This is a genomic window from Vicinamibacteria bacterium, from assembly GCA_035620555.1.
GTDB lineage: Bacteria > Acidobacteriota > Vicinamibacteria > Marinacidobacterales > SMYC01 > DASPGQ01.
Genome location: DASPGQ010000381.1, coordinates 1 through 12,942, shown reverse-complemented (window position 1 = coordinate 12,942; position 12,942 = coordinate 1). Strand labels below are relative to the sequence as shown.

The window sequence follows — 12,942 nt, the reverse complement described above, 5'->3', positions numbered from 1 at the left end:
TTTGCCGGGAGTACTCCTGGCCCAGCTCGAAATGGAACTTCGCGTTTCTCGGGTCCCAGCGGACACGCTCCTCGAGCACTTCGAGGCGGTCTCTTCGTTCTCGGAGAGCGCGGAACCGCTCGAGCCTCTTTTCCGATTCCTCGCGCTCACCTTCCCGCGCCAGCAGGAGCCCGAGATTGTAGTTCGCACCCACGTGATCGGTGTCGATGAGGAGGGTCTGCTCGAAGGCCTCCCTCGCCTCGCGATGGTTCTTAAGCTTCAGATGGCTCATCCCGATGTAGTAGTGAGCCTCGGCATGACGCGGCTCCAGCTCGAGGAGTCTTCGGAACGAAACGAGCGCCTTCTCGGGAGCGTCCTCGCGATACCAAACGAGCCCGAGCATGAAATGGGCTGGCGTGTAATCTTGCCTCACCTCGGTGAGACGTCGAAACACACTTTCCGCTTCCACGTACCGGTTCATCGCGACGTAGAGCCTTCCGAGCTGAAACATCGCCTCGCCGTCATCCGGGTCGGCCGCGAGCAAGCCACGAAGCTCCTCTTCCGAATCGGACAGGAGACCGTCATGCTTCAGCGTCAACGCCAGCTCGAGCCGCGCGGAACGGGCGAGCTCAGCTGGAGGAGATCGGGTCAGACCCGCTCGGAACGCAGCCACAGCCTCGCTGAACTCCAACCTCGCCCGATGGGCCCTGGCCAGCATGAAATAGTACTGAGGCTTGTCGGGATCGAGCCGGATGGCGAGCTCGAAAGACCGAGCGGCGAGGGAGAACGCGCCCTCTTCGAATCTCAGAAGTCCGAGATTATAGTGAGACGCGACCAGTGAGGGATCGAGGGTGACGGCACGCTCGAGCTCTCCCTTCGCTTCCTGCAGCTTGCCGGCCCTGAACAGGAGCGCGCCGAGGCTGTTGCGGAGGTCGGCATCGTCCGGATGACGACTCAGGAGGTTTCGATAGACATCGACCGCAAGATCGGTCTTTCCCGTCGCCCCGTAGAGCCAGCCGAGGAGCTTTTCGGCTTCGGCGTCATCGGGCTCGTCCCGGAGAATGTTCTCCAGAAGAACGATTGCTCTGGGATACTCGCCCTGGCTCTGGAGTCGTCTGGCTTCCGAGAGCTGCGACTGCGGAGCGACGGCCGCACCCACAGGAACCCCAAGAAGCATTCCGCACAGCAGGTGCATGCGACAATATTATACTGGTCCGTGCCCGTGCTGGTCCGGTTCGGAAGAGGAGAGGCCTCATGAGAGCGTGGGGCGAGTCGCCGTGAATCGGGAAGACTTTCTGCGGGTCGGATTTCTCATAGTCGGAGCGTGTCTTTGCGGCGCTGCTGCGACCCAGGAGCGTTCCCTGGTTTATTCTCCTGGGGACGTCGATCATCCGGAGTGGCTCGTGCCGAGACAAAAGGCGCAGCTCGAGACCACGAAGGATTTCACCGTCTACCACGACTTCCAGTTCCAAGACCTGGTCGAGGAAAGCGGCATCACCTTCCGCAACCAGATGACGGAAGACTCGGGTGCCCATCATAAGGCCGTACACTACGACCACGGAAATGGAATTGCCGCCGCCGACGTTGACGGAGATGGGAAGCTCGACCTCTATTTCACCAACCAGGTCGGCCCCAACGCCCTCTGGCACAACCTCGGCGATGGGCGGTTCGAGGACTGGACCGAACGCGGGGGCGTGGCGATGGCCGACCGCATTTCCGTTACGGCATCGTTCGGCGACATCGACAACGACGGCGACCCCGATCTGTACGTGACCACGGTTCGCTTCGGTAACGTCCTCTTCGAGAACGACGGAACCGGCCGGTTCAAGGATATCTCGGAGGACTCAGGGACGGGCTACGTCGGCCACTCCTCCGCATCGGTGTTCTTCGACTTCGATCAGGACGGACGGCTCGACCTCTATCTCTGTAACGTTGGCGTCTATACGACCGACAAAGTAGGACCGGGCGGCTACTACATCGGGGTGCTCGACGCCTTCGCGGGACATTTGAAGCCGGAGCGCACCGAGCACAGCATCCTTTACCGAAATCTTGGCGAAAATCGTTTCGCGGACGTCACGAAGCAGATGGGCCTCGTAGACGACGCCTGGACCGGGGACGCGAGCCCGATGGATCTCAACGAGGACGGGTTTCCCGATCTCTATGTCTTGAATATGCAGGGTCACGACGAGTATTACGAGAACGTCGAAGGAAAGCGATTCGAAAGAAGGAGCCGAGAGATTTTTCCCCGGACTCCCTGGGGTGCGATGGGAGTGGTCGCGTTCGATTTCGACAATGATTCCGATATGGACATCATGATCACCGATATGCATTCCGACATGAGCGAGGAAGTGGGCCCGGAGCGCGAGAAGCTCAAATCGCTTGTGTCCTGGGGCGAACGGTTCCTCCGTAGCGGGGGCAAGAGCGTTTATGGAAATGCTTTCTATCGCAACGACGGTGGGGGAAAGTTTACCGAAATCTCGGATTCCATCGGCGCCGAGAACTACTGGCCCTGGGGATTCAGCGTCGGTGACCTGAACGCTGATGGCTTCGAAGACGTTTTCATCACATCGGGAATGAACTTTCCCTATCGCTACGGCATCAATACCGTGCTACTCAACGATCGCGGGCTGAAGTTCCGCGACAGCGAGTTCATTCTGGGTGTCGAGCCGCGAAAAAAGGGAACGACCGGTCTCGCTTTCCTTCTTGATGCGTCGGGAGGGAATCGGGAGCATCCCTTGGTCAAAGCCTACGACCTGACCGGAGAGGTCGAGGTCTGGGGCTCGCTCGGAAGTCGCTCGTCGGTCATCCTCGATATCGACGATGACGGAGACCTCGACGTCGTGACCAACGAGTTCAACGACCGACCCATGCTCCTCGAGAGCAATCTGGCCGAGAAGCGAGCCATCCGCTTCTTGAAGGTCCGGCTCGAGGGAACGACGTCGAACCGATCCGCACTGGGGACGAGGCTCGTGGTGACCGCAGGCGGCATGAATTACACCAAGATAAATGACGGGAAATCGGGATACCTCTCTCAGAGCGAGATACCTTTGTACTTCGGTTTGGGCGAAGCGGAGTCGGTCGACCGAGTTCGCCTGATCTGGCCGTCGGGCAAGGAACAGATCCTCGAAGGGCCAATCGCGACGAATCGCACGCTCGAGCTGCGCGAGCCGTGAACGTTCCCGCACGAAAGAAATGAGCCGCACGGGCAAACGATCGGAGAAGAAGGGCTCTTCCCGTCCTCGTCGGCGCTCGATAGTTCAGCCGGGTGTGACCGCTCTCGTTCTTGCCGTTATCCTGGCGACGGCAGCCATCCTGCTACGCCGCCCCGGCCAGGTGCTTTCTCCCGACGCCTTCCAGGGGCGAAACCTTCTTTTCGTCACCATCGACACCATCAGGCCCGACCGGCTCGGCAGCTACGGCTCGTCCGCGGGACTAACCCCTTACCTGGATCATTTGGCGAGCGAGGGAATACGTTTCGACAAGGTGCTCGCCCACGTGCCCTTGACTCTTCCGGCGCACGCATCCATTTTCACGTCGCTCTATCCCACGGAGCATCAGGTGCACGACAACGGCACGTTCCGGCTGAGTGAGGCTCATCCCACGCTCGCGACGACGCTCGAGAACGCGGGCTACGAAACGGGCGCGTTCGTCGGGGCCTTCGTTCTCGACGCTCGATTCGGGTTGAACCGAGGGTTCGGCGTCTACGATGACTATTACGGGGAGTCGCGTGCTTTCCTGAGCTTCTCGCAGCTCGAGCGCCGAGCCGACGCGGTCGTCGCCTCCGCGGAAACATGGATCGAGCAAGCTAGCGAGCCATGGTTCGCCTGGGTGCACCTGTTCGATCCGCACGCTCCCTACCGTCCACCTCCCGACTTTGCGAGGAGGTTCGCCAACGACCTCTACGGGGCAGAAGTGGCCTTCGTCGACGCCACGCTGGGAGCGTTTCTGCAGAGTCTCTCTGCGGCGGGTCGGCTCGAGCGAACCGTGGTCGTCGTGCTCGGAGACCACGGCGAGTCGCTCGGCGAACATGGTGAAAGCACGCACGGAACGTTCGCCTACGACTCGACGCTTCGCGTTCCGTGGATCCTCTGGGCACGAGGGCTTCGCCCCCAGGTCTTCTCCGAGACCGTACGGCAGGTGGACGTGATGCCCACGATTCTCGATCTTCTCGCGGTTCAACCTCCGGCGTACACCACTGGCCAGAATCTCCGACCCTACCTGACGGGAGAGCTTCGCTACGAAGCTCCGACCTCGTACTTCGAAGCTCTCAACACGCATCTGACCCGGGACTGGGCTCCCCTTACCGGAGTCGTGAGCGAGGACCACAAGCTCATTCGCTTGCCAACGCCCGAGCTCTACGACCTCGCTTACGACCCCGGAGAGAAAGACAACCTCTATCGGCAAAAGACGGGGCTCGCGCAGAGGCTTCAGGAAGCGCTCGACGAGATTTCGGCGGAAGGCATGCCCCTAAAGGCCACGGCTCCCGACGCGGAGACGCTCGCGAAGCTGCGAACGCTTGGATATCTCACGGCACCCGTCCAGAACCGAAAGGGAGATTACGGACCGGCGGATGATCCCAAGCGGCTCGTCGGCATCAGCAATGCCTACGACGAGGCGACCGAGCTCTTCGGAGAGGGGCGTACCGCGGAAGCGATCGCCATCTTCGAGGACGTCGTGCGGAAGCAGCCCCGCTCGTCGGAGGCTCACCGGAACCTAGCCTATGCCCTGCACCAGACCGGTCGTGTCGGCGAGGCGATCGCACTCCTAGAGGGCGCCATGGAGAGCGGCATCTCAGACGTCTCGATTCTTGGGATGCTCGGCGCCTACCTCTTGGACGTCGGGGATGCGGAGAAGGCGGTAAGTCTCCTGGAGACACTGGTCGACCGGGAGCCTGACTATGCCGAAGGGCACAATTACCTCGCTATCGCCTACGGGCGATTGGGACGCACCGAGGATAGTCGGCGGGAGTTCGAACGCGTCCTCGAGCTGGACCCGAGCTCGGCCATGGCGCACAACAATCTCGGCTCTCTCGCATTGTCTCAGGGCCGGCTAGATGAGGCTAAAGACCATCTGAACCGCGCGCTCGCCATCGACCCCGAACATGCCGCGGCCTTGAACGGACTGGGGTTCGCCCACGCGCGGCTCGGAGACATTACCGAGGCGATCGAGCTGTGGCGCCGCGCCGTCGAGAGCGATCCAACCCAGTTCGACGCGCTCTTCAACCTGGCCTTCGCGTTGGTCGAGCGTTCCCCCGAAGAGGCCAGCGCGTATCTCGAGCGGTTTGCTCGCGAGGCTCCTCCCCAGCGTTACGGAGCCGACATCGAGAAGGCCAGAGCGGCTTTGATTTCGCTGCGATCGTCGCCGGAGTCCCCGTAAGGCGGCGGGGTACGCCTCATCCCCCATGGCGAACCCGAGCCCCACCGAGACAGACGTCGCCGTCATAGAAGACCGTGAACTGACCCGGGGCGATCCCGGGATCCTTCCGGTCGAGCTGAACCAAGCCCCGCTCTCCGTTGAGCGCGAGCCCCGCGTCCAGCAACTCGCCTCCGTGGCGCACACGAACCTGAAGCTCGCGTCTTTCGGGAGGGCCGGCAATCCAGTTGAAGTTTTCTACTTCGTAGCGGTCGACCGCCTCCTCCAGCAGCTTGTCCGCGTGCACCACGTAGACGACGTTTCGAGCGACGTCCTTGCCGCGAACGAACCACGGGCCGTGCGAGAGACCCAGTCCCTGCCTCTGGCCGATCGTGTGGAACCAGTACCCCCGGTGCTGTCCGACCACCTTGCCGGTGCCGACATCCACGACGTCCCCTTCCCGCTCGCCCAAGTGATGGCGGACGAACTCTCGGTAGGGAATCTTCCCCAGAAAGCAAATACCCTGGCTGTCCTTGCGGTCCTTGTTAGGAAGGCCCAGCGCTCGCGCGCGGCTTCGGACCTCGGTCTTCCGCAGCTCGCCAATTGGAAAGAGGCTTCGCTTCACCTGCCGCTGGTCGAGAAGCGCGAGGAAATACGTCTGGTCCTTGACGGGATCGACAGCCTTCTTCAGGAGCACCCCCCCGGCTGCTTCCTCGACACGCGCGTAGTGGCCGGAGGCGACCCGATCCCAACCCGGCTCGACGGAATCGAGAAACGCGCCGAACTTGATCCGCTGGTTGCAGAGGAGATCGGGGCTCGGCGTTCGCCCCGCCCGGAGCTCTTCGACCGCATAGGAGACGACGTGATTCCAGTAAGGACCCTGCAACGATCGCACTTCGAGCGGCACCCGGAGTTGCTCGCAAACGCCACGGGCGTAGCGGAGGTCCTCCTCCCAGGGACATTCGCCGAGGTGGGCGAGCTCGTCCTCGAGCCAGACCTTGAGATAGAACGCGGTCGCGTCGTGGCCTTGTTCGCAAAGCAGGCTCAGAGCGACCGAGCTGTCGACCCCGCCCGACAGGAGCATGGCAACCTTCATCTTTCGCTCATATTATCCGCAGAACCCGGTGCCGCCTCGCTTCGTCTAAAACCCTAGCAGGCTATCGATGGTAAAGCTCGCCTTACGCTCGTTCTGGAAGAACCCCGCATTCACGGTGGTAGCCACTCTCACTCTCGGCATCGGCATCGGCGCGAATACGGCCATTTTCAGCGTGGTGCACACGGTCCTGCTCCAGCCTCTTCCCTTCGAGGACCCGTCCCGGATCGTCTCGCTCTGGGAATACTCGCCCGACGACGCCGGCCGCATGCACCGCTCCCGCACCACGGCAGCCAACTACTTCGATTGGAAGGCCGAGAGCAAGGCCTTCGAGGACATGGCGCTCTATGGTTCCGCCGGTCTGAACTGGACGGGAGACGGAGAGCCGGAGCAGCTGCTCGGCGGGCGGGTGAGCGCGAGCTACTTCTCCGTGCTCGGCATCGAGCCCGTCCTCGGTCGAACCTTTCTTCCCGAGGAGAACCGGATCGGTAATCATCGCGTCCTCGTTCTCAGCCACGGGCTGTGGCAGAACCGCTTCGGCGGGGCGAGAGACGTCATTGGAAAGGTGTTGAACCTCGACGATGCTCCCTATCAGATCATCGGGGTCATGCCGCCCGGCGTCTATCCCACCTGGCCGCAGGCGACCGGACGGACGCCTTTCCTGCCTCTCTATCAGCAGTTCTGGGTCCCGATGGCGCTCTCCCAGGAGAGGGCGGCCGATCGGGGATCCCATGTGTACGGGGTGCTGGCCCGGTTGAACGCCGAGGTCACGCTCGAAGCCGCCCGTGCGGAAATGACCACCATTGCGAGACGGCTCGAGGACGCCTACCCCCGGTCGAACGCGGGCGAGACCGTCCTCGTCGTTCCTTACATGGACGAGGTCGTCGGTGGTGCGAGAGCCGTCCTGTGGACTCTGCTGGCCGCCGTGGGACTCGTTCTCCTGACCGCTTGCGCCAACATCGCCGGCCTCAATCTCGCGCGCGCCGCGGCGCGCCAGAGGGAGGTCGCCCTTCGCTCCGCGCTGGGTGCCGGCCGATCCGTCCTGGTACGGCAGCTCCTGAGTGAAAGCATGCTGCTCGGTCTCCTCGGAGGAGCGCTCGGAACGGGGCTCGCGTTTGCCGCAATCGATGTCCTGGTTCGCATCAGCCCCTCGGAGATCCCCCGGCTTGCCGAGTCGGGCCTGAGCCCGCCGGTGCTCGCATTCACTCTGGGATTGTCCTTGCTCACGGGCTTTCTTTCTGGCCTCGTCCCGGCACTGAAATCGTCCCGTCCGGATCTAAAGACCAGTCTCCGAGAGGGCGCCCGCTCGACGACCGAGCGTTTCGGCCTGAGAAGCTCGCTCGTGGTCTGCGAGGTGGCGCTCGCCGTGATTCTCGTGGTCGCCGCGGGGCTCCTCGTTCAGAGCTTTCGGCGGCTGCGGGAGGTCGATCTGGGTTTTGCGGGAAAGAACGTTCTCCTGGCCGACCTCGCGCTTCCGCGGTCCCGGTACGAAGACTGGAAATCGGTATCGCGGTTCCATCGTGAGGTCCTGGATCGGCTGCGGATGTTTCCCGCCGTCTCCGAGGCCGCGCTCGCGTATGACCACCCTCTCGAATCGAACTGGATCGATAGCTTCCGTATCGTCGACGGGGTCCAGACGGAGGAATCATTCGCGGCGGCGCTGCGGATCGTAAGCCCAGGCTATTTCCGGGCACTCGGCATCGATCTACGCCAGGGCAGAGAGTTCACCGAGCTCGACGATGCGGAGCATCCCGGAGCCGTCATCGTGAACGACGCCTTCGTGCGGCGCTATTTCGGGGGCAGTGGAGCGATGGGACGCTCGATCTACTCCAGCACGCCGAGCTTCATGGGCATCGACCTGCCGGACACCTTCGAGATCGTTGGAGTCGTCGAGGACGTCCGGTTTCTCGGCCCGAGGTCCGATCCCGAGCCTGCCTTCTATCTGCCCGCCGGTCAGTTCCCGGTAAACGAAATGCTCCTGACGGTCCGAACGGAGACCGACCCGCTCGGACTCGCCGCGGGAATCCGGGGGGAGATCTGGGCGATCGACCCCAACCTGCCAGTCTCGAACGTGACGACGATGGAGCGATACGTCGGCGAAGCACTGGCACAGCCTCGATTCACCGCGTCGGTGCTGAGCTTCTTCGGCGTGGCGGCCCTCGCCCTCGCTGCGCTGGGCCTCTACGGCATTCTCGCTTTCACCGTGGCGCGACGAACGAGCGAGATTGGAATTCGGATGGCGCTCGGTGCCCGGGCGAACGACGTCATCGCCATGGTGGTCGGGCAGGGCTTGCGCCTGACGACCTTCGGGCTCGTTCTGGGGCTCGCGGGAGCGTTCATCACGAGCCGGGTGCTTTCGGGCCTGCTATTCGGCGTACGCGGTACCGACGTGACGACGTTCGGCGCGGCAGTCGTCTTCCTGGGCCTTGTCGCCGCGGGAGCAAGCTATGTTCCGGCCCGCCGCGCGGCGCGGGTGGAGCCGCTCCGGGCGCTCCGTTACGACTGAGCCGAGCATAGAGAGGCGGTCGGAGTCTAACAACGTCGCCCGGGACGGTTCTGCCGGGAATATTCGCGCCAGCGCCGCTCGTCGTCGAGAACGGCTACTTCGTTCGAAGCCGGTACTTGTCCAACGGCTCTCGATACGACGGCGACGAGCTACTTCAGCCCGAAGGCCGTCCGGGTGACATCCTCGGAGGGGGACGACGTGATCGTCCGACTCGACACCGGTCGGTTCATCTATCTCGATCACGAGGGGAGGACCTATTCTGAGATTACCTTCGATCAATTGCGGGAGATGACCAGCCAGCTTGCGGGAGATGACGCGGCGGATGGCCAACGGCACCAGGAAGCGATGCGACGGATGGGTCTTGAATCCGGCCCCGCGAAGCTCACCCGTCTCGGTTCCGGAGAGACGATCGCCGGCTATGCTACCGAGAAGTACCTCATTGAAACCTCCTCGATCCAGATGGAGATCTCGGCTGCTCCCGATCTGGAGATTCCGGCTGCCTATTACGAGGCCTTCAGTCCCCGGGGAGACAACGCGCCCGGTCCGATGGGTGACATGGGCAAGGTCTTCGAGGAGATCAAGAAGATTCGAGGAATGATCCTCAAGCAGGTCTCGACCTTCGCATTCATGGGCGAGAACACTGTAACCACAACCATCGCGACGTCCGTCGAGAAAGGCGCCATTCCGGCATCGACGTTCGAGGTGCCTGTCGGCTACAAGGCGGTGCCGCTCGAGAACTGAGACGTTGCCAGCGGGCGGATCTCCGCCGAGCGCATCAGCGCTCTGATTGAATGCTCCGGTACACGAACTCGGTGAGCTGTTCCCCTTTGATGAAGCCGGTTCCCATGGCGGCATCCCAGTCCGCCGTCGGCTTGGCGGCCTTGACTTCCTCGAGCGACTTCCCCGCGCTCACGTGACTCTGGATGCGTGATCGGATCTCCACGAGAACGTCGCGATACGTCTGGAGCTCCTTCTTTGTCGAGAGAGGACCGTGGCCGGGGATGATTTTGGATTCGTCGTTTGCCAGCTTGAGGACGCTCTCCGCGGCGGCGATCACGCCGTCGACGTCACCGCCCGACGAGAGATCGATGAAGGGGTACGCGCCCGAAAAGAAGAGATCGCCCATGTGGAACACGTTCGCATTCTTCCAGTGGATGATGGAATCCCCATCGGTATGTGCCGGATCGACGTGAAACACGTGGAGCTCGTCGCCGTTCACGTGAAACGAGACGTCCTCGGTGAAAGTGAGGACCGGGAGCGCTTCCTGGGGCGACGGGGGCGTCGTCCGGTCGAAGAACGCGTTGAACTGCTCCGTCGACATGCGGCGTCTCACGTTCTCGTGCGCGACGATGACCGCCCCCGCCTTTCCCATGTTCTCGTTTCCGCCCGTGTGGTCGCCGTGCCAGTGCGTATTGACGACGAAGCGAATCGGCGCGCTCGAAATGGCGGTGACGGCGGCACGGATCTTCTCGGTGAGAGGTGCGTACTGGTCGTCGATGATGAGAACGCCGTCCTCCCCGGACGACACGCCGATGTTGCCCCCGGAGCCGATGAGCATGTGGACGCCCGGGGCCACGCGTTCGGTCTTGATCTCGACCTTCGAGAAATCTTGCTGGGCGATCGATGCGGATGCGATGGCGATCGAGGCGACCGCGAGGGTGCACGTCATCTGCTAACCTCCTTCGTGTTTCGAGGAGCTTACTGTATTCTCCTCCGTGGGCGAAAGTAGCTCGTCCCCCGCCCGACTCATCATAGAGGTTCGGTCCTCGGGACGGGCCCTTCAAGGAGATCAGCCGGGTCGGATATCAATGCCATTCTGCGCAATCTGCGGAAGAGAACATCGACTGGGCCCGTGTGCGGGAAGCTCCATAGAGCTGCCCGTGGAGTCCGCTAGAGACAGTCGCAGTCGTACGCATCCAGAAACGGAGAGAATCGTCGCGAAAGTGGACAGGGCGTTGCTGCTGATTTGGCTTGTGGTTCTCACCGCCCTGTTCGGGGGATTGGCGGTCTGCCAGTCCATGCTGCGCTAACGCACCGGAAGCGCTCCCGACAAGAACTGGAATCCAGCTTCAAGCGCAAAAAGCCCCTCGTCTAGAATAGTACCCGTCATGACGCCGCACGCGGGCAAGCTCGAGAGGATCTGGATCAAGCGGTCCAAGCGAGGGCCCATGGACGAGAGGAACGAAGTCAGGCTCCTGAAGGGCCGAGGGATCGCGGAGAACGCGAACCAGGGAGGAAAACGTCAGGTCACGATCCTAGGGCTCGAGGGCTGGCAGTCCGCCCTCTCCGAGATCGGCGCCGACAACGAGGTCTCCCCGAGAGAGAGGCGTGCCAACCTTCTCGTCAGTGGAGTCGATCTCCGAGAGAGCCGAGGACGCGTGCTCCGGATCGGAGCCGTGCGGCTGCGGGTCTACGGCGAGACGCGGCCGTGCGAGCAGATGGACGGAGCGCGCCCGGGCTTGCGGAGCGCGCTCCAGGCCGATTGGCGCGGTGGCTGCTTCGGCGAAGTGCTCGACGACGGGACGATCGCGATCGGCGATGAAGTCGCATGGTTGGAGTCGTGAAGAACCCGAAGATACCCGTCCCCGAGCCCGTCCAGGGTATCGTGAAGGCGGTCGCCAAGGAACGCGGTAAGGCGATCCTGGTCGGCGGCTACGTGCGCGACCACCTTCTCGGGATCGGATCGAAAGATGCGGACGTCGAGGTGTTCCACGTCTCTCTGGAAACCCTGGAGCGGATCCTGGCTCGCTTCGGTGAGGTCAATCGCGTCGGCCGGGCGTTTGCCGTTCTGAGAGTCAAAGGGATCGAGGCGGATTTCTCCGTCCCCAGGCACGACAGCAAGACCGGCCCGGGACACAGAGGGTTCTCGGTGGGAATCGCCCCCGATATCGAGTTCGAAGAAGCAGCCCGCCGCCGAGATCTCACGATCAACAGCATCGGATACGACCCCGAAAAGGATACCTTTCTCGATCCGTTTCACGGCCGGAAGGATCTCGAAACGAAGGTCTTGCGCGCAACCGACCCGCGGCACTTCGCCGAAGATCCGTTGCGGGGCTTGCGCGTCGCCGGCTTCGCCGCGCGGTTCGACATGAAGCCCGATCCCGAGCTCGAGCGCCTCTGCTCGGAGCTCGATCTCTCCGAGCTTCCCCCCGAGCGCATCCTCGTCGAGCTCGACAAGATCCTCTTGAAGTCGCACCGACCATCGGTCGCCTTCCGTTTCCTCGAGAAGGTCGGCCTCCTGCGATTTTTCCCCGAGATCGAGGCGCTTTCGGGCGTGCCTCAAGAAGCGGACTGGCATCCCGAAGGCGACGTCTTCGTGCATACGATGATGGTGATCGACGAGGCCACGCGGCTCCGTCGTGGCGATGCCGAGGATCGGCCGCTCATGTACGGGGCCCTGTGTCACGATTTTGGAAAGCCAGCTACGACCGAATCGGTCGAGGGTCGCATCCGCTCCCGCGGTCACGAAGAGGCGGGCGTCGCAATCGCCGAAGCCTTTCTCGAGCGGCTGAGGGCGCCGAACGAGCTCGTGATGCAGGTTGGGGCTTTGGTGAGGCACCACCTGGCACCCGGCCTTTACTCACGGATGGGCGCGAAGCCCAGGGCCTATCGCAGGCTGGCGCGCGAGCTCGAGGCCACCTCGGTGACGATGGAGCTTCTCCTTCGCGTGGCGATTGCGGACTCCCTGGGCCGCACCACCTCGGAGGCGCTCGAGCGGCGCTTCGAAGAGGGCGACCAGTTCCGGAAGCAAATGGAAGCCCTCGATCTCGAAGAGGAAGGCCCCCGCGACGTGGTGCAGGGGCGCCACCTGATTGCGCGTGGGTTCGCGCCGGGGAAGCATTTTCGCGAGATACTTTCCCGATGCCGCGACGTGCAAGACCAGACAGGCTGGAAAGACCCGGACAGGATTCTGGACGAGGTGATGAAATATAGCTCTTCCAATCACCCGATCCGAGGATAGGCACGAACGACGAACAAGGAGCGATGGAATGCTACGTGGTCTAGGGGTAAT

General features: G+C 62.7%; 9 protein-coding genes. 6 read left to right on the top strand and 3 right to left on the bottom strand.

Going from position 1 to position 12,942, the window contains the following annotated elements:
* On the bottom strand, positions 1–1,174 hold a 1,174-nt coding region (locus VEK15_15415), incomplete at its 3' end, for a tetratricopeptide repeat protein (protein HXV62087.1).
* A 208-nt stretch (positions 1,175–1,382) separates the two neighbouring features.
* Here VEK15_15415 and VEK15_15410 point away from each other — a divergent pair.
* Complete coding sequence (locus tag VEK15_15410; protein ID HXV62086.1) at positions 1,383–3,152, top strand: CRTAC1 family protein; 1,770 nt, start codon at positions 1,383–1,385, stop codon at positions 3,150–3,152.
* Between the two features lie 94 nt (positions 3,153–3,246).
* A complete protein-coding gene (locus VEK15_15405) occupies positions 3,247–5,355 on the top strand; it encodes a sulfatase-like hydrolase/transferase (protein ID HXV62085.1) in 2,109 nt (702 codons plus the stop codon).
* A 16-nt stretch (positions 5,356–5,371) separates the two neighbouring features.
* Here the strand turns inward: VEK15_15405 and mnmA are convergent, their stop codons facing one another.
* Positions 5,372–6,427: a tRNA 2-thiouridine(34) synthase MnmA gene (gene mnmA, locus VEK15_15400; GenBank protein ID HXV62084.1), complete on the bottom strand. Its 1,056-nt coding sequence runs from the start codon at positions 6,425–6,427 to the stop codon at positions 5,372–5,374.
* 67 nt (positions 6,428–6,494) lie between these two features.
* Between mnmA and VEK15_15395 the strand changes: the two genes are divergently transcribed.
* Together VEK15_15395 and VEK15_15390 are read left to right on the top strand one after the other, a co-directional pair.
* Complete coding sequence (locus tag VEK15_15395; GenBank protein HXV62083.1) at positions 6,495–8,930, top strand: ABC transporter permease; 2,436 nt, start codon at positions 6,495–6,497, stop codon at positions 8,928–8,930.
* A gap of 198 nt (positions 8,931–9,128) precedes the next feature.
* Complete coding sequence (locus VEK15_15390) at positions 9,129–9,671, top strand: DUF4412 domain-containing protein (GenBank protein ID HXV62082.1); 543 nt, start codon at positions 9,129–9,131, stop codon at positions 9,669–9,671.
* A gap of 34 nt (positions 9,672–9,705) precedes the next feature.
* Here the strand turns inward: VEK15_15390 and VEK15_15385 are convergent, their stop codons facing one another.
* Positions 9,706–10,599 carry an MBL fold metallo-hydrolase gene (locus VEK15_15385; protein HXV62081.1) on the bottom strand — a complete coding sequence of 298 codons (894 nt, stop codon included), beginning with the start codon at positions 10,597–10,599 and terminating at the stop codon, positions 9,706–9,708.
* A gap of 439 nt (positions 10,600–11,038) precedes the next feature.
* Here VEK15_15385 and VEK15_15380 point away from each other — a divergent pair, with 439 nt between their 5' ends.
* Positions 11,039–11,494 (top strand): MOSC domain-containing protein, encoded by a 456-nt coding sequence (locus VEK15_15380; GenBank protein HXV62080.1) that lies wholly within the window; start codon positions 11,039–11,041, stop codon positions 11,492–11,494.
* Complete coding sequence (locus VEK15_15375; GenBank protein ID HXV62079.1) at positions 11,491–12,891, top strand: HDIG domain-containing protein; 1,401 nt, start codon at positions 11,491–11,493, stop codon at positions 12,889–12,891. Before VEK15_15380 ends, VEK15_15375 begins: the two co-directional genes overlap by 4 nt.
* Positions 12,892–12,942: the final 51 nt, after the last annotated feature.

Excerpts from the sequence above, each read along its gene's own strand:
- mnmA (HXV62084.1), bottom strand. The coding sequence starts at position 6,427 with ATGAAGGTTGCCATGCTCCTGTCGGGCGGGGTCGACAGCTCGGTCGCT.
- VEK15_15395 (HXV62083.1), top strand. The coding sequence starts at position 6,495 with ATGGTAAAGCTCGCCTTACGCTCGTTCTGGAAGAACCCCGCATTCACG.
- VEK15_15385 (HXV62081.1), bottom strand. The coding sequence starts at position 10,599 with ATGACGTGCACCCTCGCGGTCGCCTCGATCGCCATCGCATCCGCATCG.
- VEK15_15380 (HXV62080.1), top strand. The coding sequence starts at position 11,039 with ATGACGCCGCACGCGGGCAAGCTCGAGAGGATCTGGATCAAGCGGTCC.